This window comes from Enterobacter sp. BNK-22 (genome assembly GCF_048684805.1).
GTDB classification, from domain to species: domain Bacteria; phylum Pseudomonadota; class Gammaproteobacteria; order Enterobacterales; family Enterobacteriaceae; genus Enterobacter; species Enterobacter quasiroggenkampii.
This window is the reverse complement of record NZ_JBLQTT010000001.1, coordinates 1,940,579-1,956,584: the sequence shown is the minus strand read 5'-3', so window position 1 is coordinate 1,956,584 and position 16,006 is coordinate 1,940,579. Positions and strand designations below refer to the sequence as shown.

15 protein-coding genes are annotated in these 16,006 nt (G+C 56.6%); 8 read left to right on the top strand and 7 right to left on the bottom strand.

Annotated elements, in window-relative coordinates; translation table 11 throughout:
* Positions 1–18: 18 nt before the first annotated feature.
* From ssuB to ssuE, 5 genes are read right to left on the bottom strand one after another with little or no spacing between them, the layout of a single operon-like run.
* Positions 19–789 carry an aliphatic sulfonates ABC transporter ATP-binding protein gene (gene ssuB / locus ACMGGE_RS09315; RefSeq protein ID WP_048027219.1) on the bottom strand — a complete coding sequence of 257 codons (771 nt, stop codon included), beginning with the start codon at positions 787–789 and terminating at the stop codon, positions 19–21.
* Positions 786–1,577, bottom strand: coding sequence for an aliphatic sulfonate ABC transporter permease SsuC (ssuC, locus tag ACMGGE_RS09310; protein WP_320717194.1), 792 nt, complete (start codon positions 1,575–1,577; stop codon positions 786–788). The genes ssuB and ssuC overlap by 4 nt, the downstream gene beginning before the upstream one ends.
* A 9-nt stretch (positions 1,578–1,586) precedes the next feature.
* Positions 1,587–2,732 (bottom strand): FMNH2-dependent alkanesulfonate monooxygenase, encoded by a 1,146-nt coding sequence (gene ssuD, locus ACMGGE_RS09305; RefSeq protein ID WP_045908372.1) that lies wholly within the window; start codon positions 2,730–2,732, stop codon positions 1,587–1,589.
* Positions 2,729–3,691 carry a sulfonate ABC transporter substrate-binding protein gene (locus tag ACMGGE_RS09300; protein WP_126534797.1) on the bottom strand — a complete coding sequence of 321 codons (963 nt, stop codon included), beginning with the start codon at positions 3,689–3,691 and terminating at the stop codon, positions 2,729–2,731. The genes ssuD and ACMGGE_RS09300 overlap by 4 nt, the downstream gene beginning before the upstream one ends.
* The gene (gene ssuE, locus ACMGGE_RS09295) at positions 3,684–4,259 is read right to left on the bottom strand and encodes an NADPH-dependent FMN reductase (RefSeq protein WP_008499940.1); all 576 of its coding nucleotides are present in this window, start codon (positions 4,257–4,259) and stop codon (positions 3,684–3,686) included. The genes ACMGGE_RS09300 and ssuE overlap by 8 nt, the downstream gene beginning before the upstream one ends.
* A gap of 248 nt (positions 4,260–4,507) precedes the next feature.
* Between ssuE and pyrD the strand changes: the two genes are divergently transcribed.
* Both pyrD and zapC read left to right on the top strand, forming a co-directional pair.
* Entirely contained in the window at positions 4,508–5,518 is a 1,011-nt protein-coding gene (pyrD, locus tag ACMGGE_RS09290; protein ID WP_023618346.1) for a quinone-dependent dihydroorotate dehydrogenase, read from the top strand.
* Between the two features lie 166 nt (positions 5,519–5,684).
* The gene (zapC, locus tag ACMGGE_RS09285; protein WP_032651189.1) at positions 5,685–6,227 is read left to right on the top strand and encodes a cell division protein ZapC; all 543 of its coding nucleotides are present in this window, start codon (positions 5,685–5,687) and stop codon (positions 6,225–6,227) included.
* Here zapC and ACMGGE_RS09280 read toward each other — a convergent pair.
* The gene (locus tag ACMGGE_RS09280; protein ID WP_045908369.1) at positions 6,224–7,333 is read right to left on the bottom strand and encodes a YcbX family protein; all 1,110 of its coding nucleotides are present in this window, start codon (positions 7,331–7,333) and stop codon (positions 6,224–6,226) included. The genes zapC and ACMGGE_RS09280 overlap by 4 nt on opposite strands.
* A 98-nt stretch (positions 7,334–7,431) precedes the next feature.
* Here ACMGGE_RS09280 and rlmKL point away from each other — a divergent pair, with 98 nt between their 5' ends.
* From rlmKL to rmf, 6 genes are all read left to right on the top strand, one after another.
* Positions 7,432–9,540 (top strand): bifunctional 23S rRNA (guanine(2069)-N(7))-methyltransferase RlmK/23S rRNA (guanine(2445)-N(2))-methyltransferase RlmL, encoded by a 2,109-nt coding sequence (gene rlmKL / locus ACMGGE_RS09275; RefSeq protein WP_021240859.1) that lies wholly within the window; start codon positions 7,432–7,434, stop codon positions 9,538–9,540.
* 12 nt (positions 9,541–9,552) lie between these two features.
* Positions 9,553–11,460: an ABC transporter ATP-binding protein gene (locus ACMGGE_RS09270; RefSeq protein WP_032639317.1), complete on the top strand. Its 1,908-nt coding sequence runs from the start codon at positions 9,553–9,555 to the stop codon at positions 11,458–11,460.
* A 13-nt stretch (positions 11,461–11,473) separates the two neighbouring features.
* A complete protein-coding gene (gene pqiA / locus ACMGGE_RS09265; RefSeq protein WP_008499934.1) occupies positions 11,474–12,727 on the top strand; it encodes a membrane integrity-associated transporter subunit PqiA in 1,254 nt (417 codons plus the stop codon).
* A 4-nt stretch (positions 12,728–12,731) separates the two neighbouring features.
* Complete coding sequence (gene pqiB / locus ACMGGE_RS09260; protein ID WP_024907768.1) at positions 12,732–14,372, top strand: intermembrane transport protein PqiB; 1,641 nt, start codon at positions 12,732–12,734, stop codon at positions 14,370–14,372.
* Positions 14,369–14,935: a membrane integrity-associated transporter subunit PqiC gene (gene pqiC / locus ACMGGE_RS09255; protein ID WP_045908366.1), complete on the top strand. Its 567-nt coding sequence runs from the start codon at positions 14,369–14,371 to the stop codon at positions 14,933–14,935. The genes pqiB and pqiC overlap by 4 nt, the downstream gene beginning before the upstream one ends.
* Positions 14,936–15,190: 255 nt before the next feature.
* The gene (gene rmf, locus ACMGGE_RS09250; protein ID WP_013097261.1) at positions 15,191–15,358 is read left to right on the top strand and encodes a ribosome modulation factor; all 168 of its coding nucleotides are present in this window, start codon (positions 15,191–15,193) and stop codon (positions 15,356–15,358) included.
* Positions 15,359–15,429: 71 nt separating this feature from the next.
* Here rmf and fabA read toward each other — a convergent pair whose 3' ends face one another.
* Entirely contained in the window at positions 15,430–15,948 is a 519-nt protein-coding gene (fabA, locus tag ACMGGE_RS09245) for a 3-hydroxyacyl-[acyl-carrier-protein] dehydratase FabA (RefSeq protein WP_008499931.1), read from the bottom strand.
* Positions 15,949–16,006: the final 58 nt, after the last annotated feature.

Here is a 16,006-nt window from a genome sequence, read left to right as displayed (position 1 = left end):
AGGGCCGGAGTGAGGGTGTCAGACATTAGCCTTAACTCGCCGCAACTCCGTTTCCCCCCGCTTCATCACCCGATCCAATACCTCAGCCTCCAGCTCCGCCAGTCTTGCCGAACCCACGCGACGGGGCCGCGGGAGATCCACCGTCAGATCCAGACCGATTTTCCCTTCCTCTATTAACAGCACCCGGTCGGCCATTGCGACGGCTTCACTCACGTCATGCGTCACCAGCAGTACCGTAAAGCCGTGCGCCTGCCAAAGGGATCCAATCAAATCCTGCATTTCGATTCGCGTCAGGGCGTCGAGCGCGCCCAGCGGTTCATCGAGCAACAGCAGGCCCGGACGGTGAATTAACGCCCGCGCCAGCGCCACGCGCTGCTTCTGTCCACCCGAAAGGGCAGCAGGCCACTCATCGGCGCGATTTTCCAGCCCAACGGCGGCCAGCGCCTGGCGGGCTTCATCCCGCCAGCTGCCCTTAAGGCCAAGCCCGACATTGTCGATAACCGTTTTCCACGGCAGCAGCCGCGCGTCCTGGAACATCATGCGGGTATCGTCCTGGATATTCGCAAGCGGCGTTGTCCCTGCCAGAATGTCGCCACCGTTGGGGGCTTCCAGTCCGGCCAGCAGCCGTAGCAGTGTACTCTTGCCGCCGCCGCTGCGCCCGACAACGGCCACAAACTGTCCGGCGGGAATATGCAGATCCAGCCCGTTAAGAATGGTGTTTTCGCCGTAGCGTTTGGTGACGCCGTTCAGCAGTAACGGGGTCCCCTGATTCAGTCGTGCCGTATTCATGCTTTCGCCTCCTGAAGGGTATAGGCCGGGTTCCAGCGCAGCCAGCTGCGCTCCAGCCACTGGGCGCTGACGTCAGCGAGTTTGCCGAGCAGGGCATAAAGAATAATGGCAACCACCACCACGTCCGTTTGCAGGAATTCACGTGCGTTCATCGCCAGGTAGCCAATCCCGGAGTTAGCTGAGATGGTTTCCGCCACAATCAGCGTCAGCCACATCAGGCCGAGCGCAAAACGCACGCCGACCATAATGGAGGGCAGGGCACCCGGCAGAATCACATGAATAAAGAGGGGAAAACCCGATAAGCCATAGCTGCGCGCCATCTCCACCAGACCGCGATCGATATTGCGGATGCCGTGCCAGGTATTGATGTAAATCGGGAACAGCGTGCCCAGCGCCACGAGGAAGATCTTGGCACTCTCATCAATTCCAAACCACAAAATGACCAGCGGGATCAGCGCCAGATGCGGCACATTACGCAGCATCTGGATAGAAGTATCCAGCAGCCGTTCACCCCAGCGTGAAAGGCCGCTGATCAGGCCCAGGACCAGCCCGATGCTGCCGCCGATGGAAAACCCGATCACGGCGCGCCAGGAGCTGATCGCCAGGTGCTGCCACAGCTCTCCGCTAACGCTCAGCGACCAGAACGCTTCTACAACGCCCTCCGGAGAGGGCAGAATGCGGCTCGACAGCCAGCCGGTAGACGATGCGAGCTGCCAGAGCGCCACAATGCCGACGGGTAAAAACCACGGCGCGGCGCGCAGCAGCCATTTTTGTGAGGTGGCAGACATGGTCACTCCTTAGCTCTGTGCGGCTTTGCGTGGAATGAATTCGTTCGCCACGGCTTCGCCCTGAAGCTGAAGCCGCTGCGGCTGCGGCACCTCCGGAATGGCGACATCCAGGTGCGGGAACAGCAGTTCGCCCACCTTGTACGCCTCTTCCAGATGCGGATAACCGGAGAGAATAAAGCTGTCGATGCCCAGTTCGGCGTATTCATTGATACGCGCGGCCACGGTCGGGCCATCGCCGACCAGCGCTGTGCCCGCTCCGCCGCGCACCAGACCGACGCCCGCCCACAGGTTCGGGCTGATCTCCAGGTTCTCGCGCTTGCCATTGTGCAGGGACGCCATCCGGTGCTGCCCGACGGAGTCGGTTTTGGCAAACGCGGCCTGGGCTCTGGCGATCGTTTCATCATCCAGATGGGAGATCAGGCGGTCCGCCGCCTGCCAGGCTTCTTCATTGGTCTCGCGCACAATCACATGCAGACGGATACCGAAGCGCACCTTGCGGCCATGGGCGGCCGCCTTTGCGCGAACCTGGGCAATTTTTTCTTTTACCAGTTCAGGCGGTTCGCCCCAGGTCAGATAGAGATCGACCTGCTCTGCGGCCAGATCCTGCGCCACATCCGACGACCCGCCAAAATAGAGCGGCGGGCGCGGTTGCTGAACTGGTGGGAAGTAGAGCTTCGCGTCGCGAACGTGAATATGCTTGCCTTCAAAGGTAACGGTTTCCCCTTCCAGCAGGCGTCGCCAGACGCGGGTGAACTCGGCGGAGGCTTCGTAGCGTTCGGTATGGTCGAGGAACACGCCGTCGCCCGCCAGCTCCTGCGGATCGCTACCCGTCACCAGGTTAAACAGGGCGCGGCCGTTGGACAGTCGGTCCAGCGTTGCCGCCTGACGTGCCGCCACGGTAGGGGAGACGACGCTCGGGCGTAACGCCACCAGGAACTTCAGACGCTGGGTGACCGGGATCATCGACGCGGCGACCAGCCACGCATCTTCACATGACCGTCCGGTTGGGATCAGCACCCCGGTGAAACCGATTCGGTCTGCTGCCTGAGCAATCTGCTGCAGGTAGCCATGGTCAACCGGGCGTGAACCCTCTTCTGTGCCAAGATAGTGTCCATCACCGTGGGTGGGTAAAAACCAGAAAAGATTCAGACTCATGATTTAGCTCCTTCTTTGCCTGCGGGTTGCCAGATGCGTTCGCGAATAGTGACCTGTTTTGGAACCAGGTGGTTTTGATAGAAGAGGTCGGCCGTTTGCTGCTGAAGCGCGGCGACGTGCGCGTCAACGGGCGTAATGGTGGTCGGCGGACGGTGGTTGAGATAGCTCGCGATCACCGGCTCAGGTAAGCCCATGGTTTTCGCCAGCAGGGCAATGCTCTCCTGACGTTGGCTCTGAGTCAGGGCATCGGCCTGGGTAAAGGTATCCAGCACGCCCTGAATAAATGCGCCGTTCTTTTCCGCGTAAGGGCGCGCGGCCAGATAAAACGAACCGGTCTGCTTAAGCGTGGTACCGTCTTTCAGCACGCGAACGCCGCCCTGCAGTAATGCGGCGGAGTAGTACGGATCCCAGATGGCCCAGGCATCAACGTTCTTCTGCTGGAACGCGGCGCGTGCGTCGGCAGGCGTCAGGTAAACAGGCTGAATGTCAGTGAACTTGAGCCCAGCCTCTTGCAGGGCACGCAGCAACAGGTTGTGTGAACTGGAACCTTTCTGGAATGCGACCTTATGGCCTTTGAGATCGGCGACGGTTTTAATATCGCTGTTTTCAGGCACCAGGATCACCTCGGCCTTCGGCTTGGGCGGCTCAACGCCTACATAGACGAGGTCCGCTCCCGCCGCCTGGGCAAATATTGGCGGAATATCGCCCGTGCTGCCGAGATCGATACTGCCCACGTTAAGGGCCTCCAGCATCTGCGGGCCGGCAGGGAACTCCACCCAGGAGAATTTGGTGTCCGGGAAGCGTTTTTCCAGAAGCTGGTGGCTTTTTGCCAGCACCATGCTGACGCTGCCTTTCTGATAGCCGATACGTAAGCTTTCCGGAGCCGTTTCTGCGGCATGGGCCAGCGAGGTAAATGCCATCAAACCTGCCAGTCCGATGCGGGTTAAGGTTTTAAACATGGGCGACTCCTTGAGGCTGACCAAACGCCGGGGCCTGGATATCCCGGCGATGCAGGGCATGCCAGAAGGTTTCCAGAGCGTTATCGAGGCGGGTTTGCAGGTTGGGCGTAAAGTGGGGTTTATGCTGATAGTCGATGACCTGTGAGTCATCGGCGAAAACGCCGTGGAGGATCTCCTGCGCTTTCAGCGCGTTCAGCACCGGCTTCAGGGCATAATCCACGGCCAGTAAATGGGCAACCGTACCGCCCGTTGCCAGCGGCAGCACCACCTTTCCGTCCAGCGCGCGTTCCGGAAGCAGATCGAGCAGGGTTTTCAGCGCCCCGGAAAAAGAGGCTTTATAAATCGGCGTTGCCACGATCAGGCCGTCCGCGCCGTTAAGTTGCTCAATAAGGGTTTTCAGGGCGGGGCTGTCGAAACGGGCGTAGAGCAAATCTTCAGGTTCGAAGTTATGCAGGTTCCAGTGGCACACTTCCACATCCAGAGCATTCAGTTTTTCACGGGCATATTCCAGCAGGGCGCTGGAGCGTGACGGGAATCGTGGACTTCCGGCCAGGGTAATGACGCGCATACTTCCTCCTTATAACTAATTGTTTGCTTTTATCTAACATTCATAACAATTTTAAGGAGTGTGACACCGCGCGTTTATTCCACTAAATGATTTATCTGCAATTAAAATGCGAAAAAGTGCATAAGAAATAGACGGGGAGGTAAACGATTGCGTTTTACGCTGATTTTTTGCCGCAGGTCAATTCCCTTTCGCGCCGGGATCGCCCATAATCCCCTCCCGGTTTGCACACCGGGAATCCAGGAGAGTTCATGTACTACCCCTTCGTTCGTAAAGCCCTTTTCCAGCTCGACCCTGAGCGCGCTCATGAATTGACATTCCAGCAATTACGTCGTATTACCGGAACGCCTCTGGCCGCGCTGGTGCGCCAGCATGTGCCGGTAAAACCTGTGCAATGCATGGGGCTGACCTTTAAAAATCCGCTGGGTCTGGCGGCCGGTCTGGACAAAAACGGCGAGTGCATTGATGCCCTGGGCGCGATGGGCTTTGGCTCCATTGAAATCGGCACCGTTACCCCGCGCCCGCAGCCGGGAAATGACAAGCCGCGCCTGTTCCGACTGGTGGAAGCCGAAGGGCTGATCAACCGCATGGGCTTCAATAACCACGGTGTTGATCACCTCGTCGAGAACGTTAAAAAAGCCCACTTTGACGGCATTCTGGGCATCAATATCGGCAAAAATAAAGACACGCCGGTCGAGCAGGGTAAAGATGACTATCTGATTTGTATGGAAAAAGTCTACGCCTATGCCGGTTATATTGCGGTGAATATTTCTTCTCCCAATACCCCGGGACTGCGATCCTTACAATATGGTGAGGCGCTGGACGATCTTCTGAGTGCCATTAAAAATAAACAAAATGAACTCCAGTCGATCCATCATAAATATGTTCCGGTCGCGGTTAAGATCGCGCCGGATCTTTCTGCCGAAGAATTGATCCAGGTTGCCGACAGTTTAGTTCGTCATAATATTGATGGTGTGATTGCGACCAATACCACCCTCGATCGCTCCCTCGTGCAGGGAATGAAAAACTGTGACGAAGCGGGTGGGTTAAGCGGGCGTCCGGTGCAATTAAAAAGCACCGAAATTATTCGTGCTCTGTCTGCGGAATTAAATGGCCGTCTGCCGATTATTGGCGTCGGTGGCATTGACTCGGTGATTGCTGCGCGCGAGAAGATGGCAGCGGGTGCGTCACTGGTGCAAATCTATTCCGGCTTTATTTTTAAAGGGCCGCCGCTGATTAAAGAAATCGTTACTCATATCTAATCTTTTCTCCTAATCAGACAACCAGGGCTTTATTTCCAGCCCTGGTTGTTTTATATTCCGTCACTGTTGCTTATTTAGACATTATAGTCTTTTATTAATGGTGTTATAAACGAAGCGGCGATCAGGACATTTTTAGTACAGGACGTTTCGGGGACGGGAGAGAAACATGCGAATTAAACCTGACGATAACTGGCGCTGGTATTTTTGCGACGAGCATGACCGAATGATGCTCGACTTAGCCAATGGCATGTTGTTTCGCTCTCGTTTTGCCCGCCGAATGTTAACCCCGGACGCCTTTTCCCCGTCAGGCTTTTGCGTTGATGACGCGGCGCTGTATTTCTCCTTTGAGGAAAAATGTCGCGATCTGGTGCTCTCGAAAGAGCAGCGTGCCGAGCTGGTATTAAATGCGCTGGTGGCTATCCGTTTCCTGAAACCGCAAATGCCAAAGAGCTGGCATTTCCTGCCGCACGGCATGAACTGGACCCCGGCAACGGGTGATGCGGCCAGCGTCAATCTGAGCGATACCGCAGAAGAGGTGAGCCTGCTGGTGGTGGAGCCCGGCGAAAATGCCGCGCTCTGTTTGCTGGCCCAGCCCGGCGTGACGATTGCCGGGCGGACAATGCAGCTTGGAGATGCCATTAAGGTTATGAACGACAGGCTGAAGCCCCAGCTTCGCGTGGATGCCTTCAGCCTCGAGCAGGCGGTTTAAGCTTCCAGCTGTACGGACGTTTTCGGGACGCAGCTACAGCACAGAATTGTGCCGTCATTTCCAATTGCCGATTTTTTCAACGCACTCACTTCGCCATCCACCAGCCTGATGCGGCAGCATCCGCAAATTCCTGCGCGACAGGAATAGGGGATGCGGATCCCTGCTTGTTCCAGCTGCTCAAGCAATACCTGCTGGTTATTACCCCGGATCACGTTGCCCTGCCAGTGAATCTCTACCGCAGCGGCGACGTTTGTCTCAACGTCGACAAACTCCTCTTCCTGACCCGAGCCGTACACCCTTGCTGGCCCACGGGCGAGCACTTCTACCTCATCACCGACGCGGATCGCGCCGCTGGAGCGCGGGATCAGGTTCTGGCCGAAATCGACATCACCGTTATCCTGCGCGGTGCGGAATGACTGCAGCGTCTTCAACGGTTCGCCGGAAGGGTGCTTCTGGCCTTTCTCAGGGCTGACCGTCGTGAAAATGCAGCGGCTGCACGGCTTCACCACGTCAAAAATGACGCTGCCAATGCGGATCACTTTCCAGGTATCTTCGTCCCAGGCCTCTGCACCCGTCACCACCAGATTCGGACGGAACTGTTCCATCTGAACGCTGGCTTTGCAGCGGCCTTGTAAATCACGCAGCGAGGCTTCGTTGGTCAGCAGGAACGGGAAGCCATCGGCGAAGGAGAGAGGAACGGCGTCGTGGCGCTTCACGCGACGCGTCAGTTCAGGCCCAACCCAGCGCAGCTGCACGTCACGGGAAAAGAAGCCGCTCAGCCAGCGGTTAATCTCATCCGGGGCGATGCGCGCGGTAAAATGGTTACCCCACACTTCCGTTGGCGCATCGACGGGCGCAAAATCAGCAAAGCGAATCACCGCGCTGGAACCGTCCGGCGCGGTAAGGTGCAAACCGTCGTGAAGCGGGGAAGGGGTAAAGCGAACCATCTGAGGGAACTGGCGTGCGGTAATGAACGTACCGTCAGGCTCGGTGACCATAAAAATACGATCGAAGGCAAATCCGCTCATGTCGGCCAGCGCGTGAGAGACGCCGATGCCGCGCATGGATTTCACCGGATGAATAAAAAGCCTGGATAACGTCGCCACTGCACACTCCCTCGAATGAAAATAAGCCTTCAACTTTATGACATACACGCCATATTAGCTATAATGCGCGACAATTTTCTAAGAGTAAAAGTGACGATATGAATTCTCTGTTTGCCAGTACGGCCCGTGGGCTGGAAGAGCTGTTAAAAACTGAACTGGAAAGCCTGGGCGCGCAAGAGTGCCAGGTGGTTCAGGGTGGTGTCCATTTTGAGGGCGACACGCGGCTTATTTACCAGAGCCTGATGTGGAGCCGCCTGGCGTCGCGCATCATGCTGCCGATGAAGGAGTGCAAGGTCTATAGCGACCTTGATCTCTATACCGGCGTACAGATGATCGACTGGACAGAGATCTTCACCCCGAATGCCACCTTTGCGGTGCATTTCAACGGCGTGAACGACGAGATCCGCAACAGCCAGTACGGTGCCCTGCGCGTAAAAGACGCCATTGTGGACTGTTTCACGCGTAAAAATAAGGAACGTCCCAACGTCGATCGTGAAAACCCCGATCTGCGTATTAACGTCTGGCTGAACGGCGACACGGCAAGCATCTCCCTCGATCTGAGCGGCGCGGGCCTGCACCTGCGCGGCTACCGCGATCGTACCGGCATGGCACCCATCAAAGAGACCCTGGCGGCCGCGATTGTGATGCGCTCCGGCTGGCAGCCGGGCACGCCGCTGCTCGACCCGATGTGCGGTTCCGGTACCCTGTTGATTGAAGCGGCCATGCTGGCCACCGACCGCGCGCCGGGACTGCACCGCGGCCAGTGGGGCTTCAAGGGCTGGGCGCAGCACGATGAAGCGCTCTGGAAAGAGGTCAAAGACGACGCGCAGACCCGCGCGCGGAAGGGGCTGGCGGAATATACCTCTCATTTCTACGGCTCCGATAGCGACCCTCGCGTCATTGAGCGTGCGCGCAGCAACGCCCGCCGTGCCGGTATCGGCGAGCTGGTCACCTTTGAAGTGAAAGACGTGGCGAACCTGACCAACCCGCTGCCAAAAGGCCCGTACGGTACCGTCATCAGCAACCCGCCATACGGCGAACGTCTCGATAGCGAACCGGCGCTGATTGCCCTGCACAGCCTGCTGGGCCGCAATATGAAGGACCACTTCGGCGGCTGGAACCTGTCTCTGTTCAGCGCCTCGCCGGAACTGCTGAGCTGCCTGCAGCTGCGCGCCGATCGCCAGTTTAAAGCGAAAAACGGCCCGCTGGACTGCGTGCAGAAAAACTACCATCTGGCGGAGAAGGCGGCCGACAGCAAGCCGTCCGGCGTGGCGGAAGATTACGCCAACCGCCTGCGCAAGAACCTGAAGAAATTTGAGAAGTGGGCGAAGCAGGAGGGCATTGAATGCTATCGACTGTACGATGCCGACCTGCCGGAGTACAACGTGGCGGTTGACCGCTACGCGGACTGGGTGGTGATTCAGGAATATGCGCCGCCGAAAACCATTGATGCACAAAAAGCGCGTCAGCGCATGCTGGACGTCATTGCCGCCACCATCGCCGTGCTGGGTATTGCGCCAAACAAGCTGGTGCTGAAAACGCGTGAACGTCAGAAAGGCAAAAATCAGTACCAGAAGATGGGCGAGAAGGGCGACTTTATCGAAGTGGGCGAATACAACGCGCGCCTGTGGGTCAACCTGACCGACTATCTGGATACCGGTCTGTTCCTCGACCACCGTATCGCTCGACGCATGCTGGGCCAGATGAGTAAAGGCAAGGACTTCCTGAATCTCTTCTCCTATACCGGCAGCGCCAGCGTGCATGCCGGTCTGGGCGGCGCGCGCAGCACCACCACGGTGGATATGTCCCGTACCTATCTGGAATGGGCGGAGCGCAACCTGCGTCTTAACGGCTTAACCGGACGTCAGCATCGCCTGATGCAGGCTGACGTGCTGGGCTGGCTGCGCGATACCGACGAGCAGTTTGATCTGATCTTTATCGATCCGCCGACCTTCTCCAACTCCAAGCGTATGGAAGATAGCTTTGATGTACAACGCGATCACCTGCGCCTGATGACCGACCTGAAGCGTCTGCTGCGCAAAGGCGGCACCATTATGTTCTCGAACAACAAACGCGGCTTCCGTATGGATCATGACGGCTTAGCAGCCCTGGGACTGAAAGCACAAGAAATCAGCCAAAAAACGCTGTCTCAGGACTTTGCCCGTAACCGTCAAATTCATAACTGCTGGTTGATTACCGCGGTCTGAAAGGAAAAATAAATGTCTTTAATTAGTATGCACGGCGCGTGGCTCTCCTTCAGCGACTCACCGCTTCTCGACAATGCAGAATTGCACATCGAAGATAACGAGCGCGTCTGTCTGGTGGGCCGTAACGGCGCGGGTAAATCCACGCTGATGAAAATCCTTAACCGTGAACAGGGGCTGGATGACGGGCGTATTGTTTACGAGCAGGATCTGATTGTCTCCCGCCTGCAGCAGGATCCACCGCGTCACGTGACCGGCAGCGTTTACGATTTCGTGGCGGAAGGGATCTCCGAGCAGGCTGAATACCTGAAGCGCTATCACGAGATTTCGCATCTGGTGATGACCGATCCGAGCGACAAAAACCTCAACGAACTGGCGAAAGTGCAGGAGATGCTCGATCACCACGGTCTGTGGCAGCTTGAAAACCGCATTAATGAAGTGCTGGCACAGCTCGGCCTGGAACCCGATATGGAGCTGTCGGCGCTCTCCGGCGGCTGGCTGCGTAAAGCGGCCCTGGGCCGCGCGCTGGTCAGCGGGCCGAAGGTGCTGCTGCTGGACGAACCGACCAACCACCTGGATATCGAAGCGATCGACTGGCTGGAAGGTTTCCTGAAAACCTTCAGCGGCACCATCATCTTTATCTCGCATGACCGTTCGTTTATTCGCAATATGGCGACGCGCATTGTCGACCTCGACCGCGGCAAGCTGGTGACCTATCCCGGCGATTACGATACGTATCTGCTGGAGAAAGAAGAAAACCTGCGCGTGGAAGAGCTGCAGAATGCCGAGTTCGACCGCAAGCTGGCGCAGGAAGAGGTCTGGATCCGCCAGGGCATCAAAGCCCGCCGTACCCGTAACGAAGGCCGCGTGCGTGCCCTGAAGGCGATGCGTCGCGAGCGCAGCGAACGCCGTGAAGTGATGGGCAGCGCCAAAATGCAGGTGGAAGAGGCGTCCCGTTCCGGCAAGATTGTCTTTGAAATGGAAAACGTCAACTATCAGGTTGACGGTAAAGTGCTGGTGAATGATTTCTCCGCGCAGGTCCAGCGCGGCGACAAAATCGCCCTGATTGGCCCGAACGGCTGCGGTAAAACCACGCTGCTGAAGCTGATGTTGGGCCAGCTGCAGGCCGACAGCGGACGTATTCACTGCGGAACCAAGCTGGAGGTCGCCTACTTCGACCAGCACCGCGCGGAGCTGGATCCGGACCGTACGGTGATGGACAACCTCGCCGAAGGTAAGCAGGAAGTGATGGTGAACGGCAAGCCTCGCCACGTGCTGGGCTACCTGCAGGACTTCCTGTTCCATCCGAAACGCGCCATGACGCCGGTGCGCGCGCTGTCCGGCGGTGAGCGAAACCGCCTTCTGCTGGCGCGCCTGTTCCTGAAGCCAAGCAATCTGCTGATCCTCGATGAACCGACGAACGACCTGGATGTCGAAACGCTGGAATTACTCGAAGAGCTGATTGACGGCTATCAGGGTACCGTGATGCTGGTCAGCCACGATCGTCAGTTCGTTGACAACACCGTGACCGAGTGCTGGATCTTCGAAGGTGAAGGGCGAATTGGTCAATATGTCGGCGGTTATCACGATGCAAAAGGGCAACAGGCACAGTCGCTGGCGACGAAGCAGTCAAAGTCCAAAATAAGTTCTGAACCTGCTGTAACAAAAGCAGAAACAGTCAAGAAAACCTCGGCTAAACTAAGCTATAACCTGCAGCGCGAACTGGAGGGCCTACCGCAGCGTCTTGAAGAGCTGGAGGCCGCGCTTGAGGATCTGCAAACACAGGTTGCTGATGCGTCATTCTTTACTCAATCGCATGACTATACTCAGAAAGTACTGTCAGAACTGTCCGCGGCTGAAAAAGCCCTGGAAGAAGCATTTGAGCGCTGGGAGTACCTTGAGTCTCTGAAAAACGGCGCATAAACAGGGATAACATATGTGTGACCAGCACCATGCCGACAGGCATATTTTATGCTCGCAATGCGATATGCTCGTGGCGTTGCCAGAGCTTGGTCACGGACATAAAGCCCTGTGTCCACGTTGCGGTGCGACGTTGACAACCGAGTGGGACGCGCCGCGACAGCGTCCCACTGCTTACGCTCTGGCAGCCTTGTTTATGCTGCTGCTCTCCAATCTCTTCCCCTTCATCTATATGAAGGTGGGGGGGATCACCAGCCAGGTGGATTTGCTTGAAATCCCGGGTGTGATGTTCTCGGAAGATTACGCCAGCCTGGGGACCTTTTTTCTCCTGTTTGTCCAGATAGTCCCGGCTTTTTGCCTGGTCGTCATCCTTTTGCTGGTGAACCGCGTCAGGATGCCGGCACCGCTGAAAATCCGACTGGCGCGTATTCTTTTTCAGCTCAAAAGCTGGGGGATGGCCGAGATCTTTCTGGCGGGGATTCTGGTCAGCTTCGTGAAGCTGATGGCGTACGGGGACGTGGGGATTGGCAGCAGCTTTATTCCCTGGTGCCTGTACTGCGTTCTGCAGCTGCGCGCCTTCCAGTGTGTGGACAGGCGCTGGGCGTGGGACGATATCGCGCCAGCGCCGACGCTTGCTCAGACGGTGAAGGTCGGGGTGCCCGGCATTCGCCAGGGGCTTCGCTCGTGCCCGTGCTGTACCGCCGTGCTGCCCGCCGATCTCGACGTCTGTCCGCGCTGCGAAACAAAGGGGCACGTACGCCGTAAAAATAGCCTGCAGTGGACGATGGCGCTGCTGGTCACGTCCGTCATGCTGTATCTGCCAGCCAATATTCTGCCAATCATGATCACCGATTTGCTCGGTGACAAAATGCCCTCGACGATCCTCGCCGGGGTGATACTGCTCTGGGGCGAAGGTTCCTATCCGGTCGCTGGCGTCATCTTTATCGCCAGTATTATGGTGCCCACCTTAAAAATGATCGCCATCGCCTGGCTCTGTTGGGATGCGAAAGGTCATGGGAAACGCGATAGCGAACGCATGCACCTGATTTATGAAGTGGTCGAGTTTGTCGGACGCTGGTCAATGATTGACGTGTTTGTCATCGCCGTTCTCTCTGCGCTGGTGCGGATGGGCGGTTTGATGAGTATTTATCCTGCGATGGGGGCTTTAATGTTTGCACTGGTCGTGATCATGACCATGTTTGCGGCCATGACCTTCGACCCTCGTTTATCGTGGGATCGTGAGCCTGAATCAAGCCATGAGGAAGAGTAAGAGCATGGAAAATAAGAGTGGAGAGGCGAAAGTGCAGAAGGTCAAAAACTGGTCTCCGGTGTGGATTTTTCCCATCGTGACTGCGCTGATCGGTGCCTGGATCCTGTTTTATCATTACAGTCATCAGGGACCGGAAGTGACGCTGATAACCACCAATGCCGAGGGGATTGAGGGCGGTAAAACGACCATCAAAAGCCGTAGCGTGGATGTGGGCGTGGTCGAAAGCGCAACCCTGACGGACGATTTAACCCATGTGGAGATTAAGGCGCGCCTTAATGCCGGCATGGAAAAACTACTGCACGGCGATTCCGTTTTCTGGGTCGTTAAGCCGCAGGTAGGGCGTGAAGGGATCAGCGGCTTAGGGACGCTGCTTTCGGGCGCCTACATTGAGCTGCAGCCCGGCGCTAAGGGTAACCAGCCAGCCAAATACCAGCTCCTGGACTCGCCGCCGCTTGCGCCGCCTGATGCCAAGGGTATCCGCGTGATCCTCGACAGTAAAAAAGCAGGTCAGCTCACGGCGGGCGACCCGGTTCTGTTCCGCGGCTACCGGGTCGGGTCGGTTGAGAAAAGCACATTTGATCCGCAGAAACGCGCGATCAGCTATCAGCTCTTCATCAATGCGCCAAACGATCGCCTGGTCACCAGCAATGTCCGTTTCTGGAAAGACAGCGGGATCGCGGTGGATCTGACTTCGGCAGGTATGCGCGTTGAAATGGGTTCGCTGACCACGCTGTTTGGCGGCGGCGTGAGTTTTGATGTGCCAGAAGGCCTGGATTTGGGCCAGCCGGTTGCAGAGAACACCGCTTTCCGTCTCTTTGACGATCAAAAAAGCATTCAGGATGCGCTCTATACCGATCACGTTGACTTCCTGATGTTCTTTAAAGACTCCGTTCGCGGCCTGCAGCCGGGGGCGCCTGTTGAGTTCCGCGGTATTCGCCTCGGTACGGTTGGGCAAGTGCCGTTCTTCGTCCCGGGTCTGAGCCAGATGCTGGATGATGACTATCGCATTCCGGTGCTGATCCGCATTGAGCCGGAGCGTCTGCTAAACCAGATTGGCGAAAATCAGGATATTGCAGCCCATATCTCTCAGCTGATGGAACGCGGTTTGCGTGGGTCGCTGAAAACCGGCAACCTGGTCACCGGTGCGCTGTATGTGGATATGGACTTCTACCCGAAAGCACCGCCGATTACCGGTATCCGTGAATTCGGTGGCTATAAGATCATCCCAACGGTGAGCAGCGGCCTGGCGCAGATCCAGCAGCGTCTGATGGAGACGCTGGATAAGATCAACAATCTGCCACTGAATCCGATGATTGAAGCGGCGACCGGGTCGTTACATCAGAGTCAGGAGACAATGCAGCGCCTGCAAACCACGCTGGATAACATCAACAAGATCACGGCGAGCCAGAGCATGCAGCAGCTGCCGCAGGACATGCAGAAAACGCTGCGTGAGCTGAACCGCAGTATGCAGGGCTTCCAGCCGGGCTCAGCAGCCTATAACAAGATGGTGGCAGATATGCAGCGTCTTGATCAGGTCCTGCGTGAACTGCAGCCTGTTCTGAAAACGCTCAACGAGAAGAGCAACGCGCTGGTGTTCGAAGCGAAAGATAAAAAGGATCCTGAGCCGAAGAGGGCAAAAGAATGAAAAAGTGGCTATTGATGGTTGGCGCTCTGCTGTTAACGGCGTGCAGTTCAGGGGTAGAGAATAAAAGCTACTATCAGCTGCCTGTGGCGACCCACAGCGGCGGGCAAAGCACGGCGAGTCAGGGAAACCGCCAGCTGTGGGTTGAGCAGGTTGCCGTGCCGGATTATCTGGCAGGAAACGGCGTGGTCTATCAGACCAGCGACGTTAAATATGTGATTGCGACCAACAACCTGTGGGCCAGCCCGCTGGATCAGCAACTGCGCAACACGCTGGTGGCCAATCTGGGTAGCCAGCTTCCGGGCTGGGTTGTCGCGTCGCAGCCGCTGGGTAACGATCAGGATACGCTGAACGTCACCGTAACGGGCTTCCACGGCCGCTATGACGGTGCAGTGGTAATCAGCGGGGAGTGGTTGCTGAATCATCAGGGGCAGCTGATTAAGCGTCCTTTCCATCTGGAGCTGAAGCAGCAGAAGGATGGCTATGACGAAATGGTGAAAGTCCTGGCTCAGGGTTGGGCGCAGGAGTCGGCCAGTATCGCGAGAGAGATTTCCCGGCTGCCATAAGTAAAATTCATCATCAAAAACCGCAATCGGTCTGTTGCTGATTGCGGTTTTTTTTCGTTTTCACTTCAGGCCGTTACTTGTGCCACGTCACAATTTTTGTACAAATGATCTTCCATGTAGCTCACAAATATGACACCCGTATGAATTTTGAACATTGACGATGCGACTAATTCGGGGTATTCGTTATCTGTGCCTGTGCAGATAGTGCAGACACTGTTTTCTTTCCACCAGACAAAAGAATGAGGGAAACGAGGCATGAAGAGACAGAAACGAGATCGCCTGGAACGGGCTCATCAACGTGGTTATCAGGCCGGCATCGCTGGACGTTCTAAAGAAATGTGTCCTTATCAGACGATAAATCAAAGGTCACAATGGCTTGGAGGCTGGCGAGAAGCCATCGGCGACAGGGCACTCATAGCCTGATAACGTCTCTTTTAAAAAAGAAACCTCCGCAATGCGGAGGTTTCGCCTTTCCGGGGGTGCAAAAAGCACGATCAGAACGCGGACGTGTCCTGGAACAGGCCAACCTTCAGGTCGCTTGCGCTATAGATCAGACGACCGTCGACCAGCACTTCGCCATCTGCCAGGCCCATAATCAGGCGGCGGTTTACGATGCGCTTGAAGTGAATACGATAGGTCACTTTCTTCGCTGTAGGCAGAACCTGGCCGGTGAATTTTACTTCGCCTACGCCCAGCGCGCGGCCTTTACCTTCACCACCCAGCCAGCCCAGATAGAAGCCAACCAGCTGCCACATCGCATCCAGACCCAGACAGCCAGGCATTACCGGATCGCCGATAAAGTGGCAACCGAAGAACCACAGGTCCGGGTTGATATCGAGTTCTGCTTCTACGTAACCCTTATCGAAGTTGCCGCCGGTTTCGGTCATTTTCACGACACGGTCCATCATCAGCATGTTCGGGGCCGGTAACTGTGGGCCTTTCGCGCCAAACAGTTCACCGCGACCAGAGGCAAGAAGATCTTCTTTTGTATAGGATTCGCGTTTATCTACCATGTTCTCAGTAAGCCTTATTTTAGTGAAGGACGCAGGATAGCTAACACGTGTACGCTGA

What these genes read in the sequence shown, in the direction of transcription:
- ssuB (WP_048027219.1), bottom strand. Translation starts at nt 789, where the DNA reads ATGAATACGGCACGACTGAATCAGGGGACCCCGTTACTGCTGAACGGC.
- ssuC (WP_320717194.1), bottom strand. Translation starts at nt 1,577, where the DNA reads ATGTCTGCCACCTCACAAAAATGGCTGCTGCGCGCCGCGCCGTGGTTT.
- ssuD (WP_045908372.1), bottom strand. Translation starts at nt 2,732, where the DNA reads ATGAGTCTGAATCTTTTCTGGTTTTTACCCACCCACGGTGATGGACAC.
- ACMGGE_RS09300 (WP_126534797.1), bottom strand. Translation starts at nt 3,691, where the DNA reads ATGTTTAAAACCTTAACCCGCATCGGACTGGCAGGTTTGATGGCATTT.
- ssuE (WP_008499940.1), bottom strand. Translation starts at nt 4,259, where the DNA reads ATGCGCGTCATTACCCTGGCCGGAAGTCCACGATTCCCGTCACGCTCC.
- pyrD (WP_023618346.1), top strand. Translation starts at nt 4,508, where the DNA reads ATGTACTACCCCTTCGTTCGTAAAGCCCTTTTCCAGCTCGACCCTGAG.
- zapC (WP_032651189.1), top strand. Translation starts at nt 5,685, where the DNA reads ATGCGAATTAAACCTGACGATAACTGGCGCTGGTATTTTTGCGACGAG.
- rlmKL (WP_021240859.1), top strand. Translation starts at nt 7,432, where the DNA reads ATGAATTCTCTGTTTGCCAGTACGGCCCGTGGGCTGGAAGAGCTGTTA.
- ACMGGE_RS09270 (WP_032639317.1), top strand. Translation starts at nt 9,553, where the DNA reads ATGTCTTTAATTAGTATGCACGGCGCGTGGCTCTCCTTCAGCGACTCA.
- pqiA (WP_008499934.1), top strand. Translation starts at nt 11,474, where the DNA reads ATGTGTGACCAGCACCATGCCGACAGGCATATTTTATGCTCGCAATGC.
- pqiB (WP_024907768.1), top strand. Translation starts at nt 12,732, where the DNA reads ATGGAAAATAAGAGTGGAGAGGCGAAAGTGCAGAAGGTCAAAAACTGG.
- pqiC (WP_045908366.1), top strand. Translation starts at nt 14,369, where the DNA reads ATGAAAAAGTGGCTATTGATGGTTGGCGCTCTGCTGTTAACGGCGTGC.
- rmf (WP_013097261.1), top strand. Translation starts at nt 15,191, where the DNA reads ATGAAGAGACAGAAACGAGATCGCCTGGAACGGGCTCATCAACGTGGT.
- fabA (WP_008499931.1), bottom strand. Translation starts at nt 15,948, where the DNA reads ATGGTAGATAAACGCGAATCCTATACAAAAGAAGATCTTCTTGCCTCT.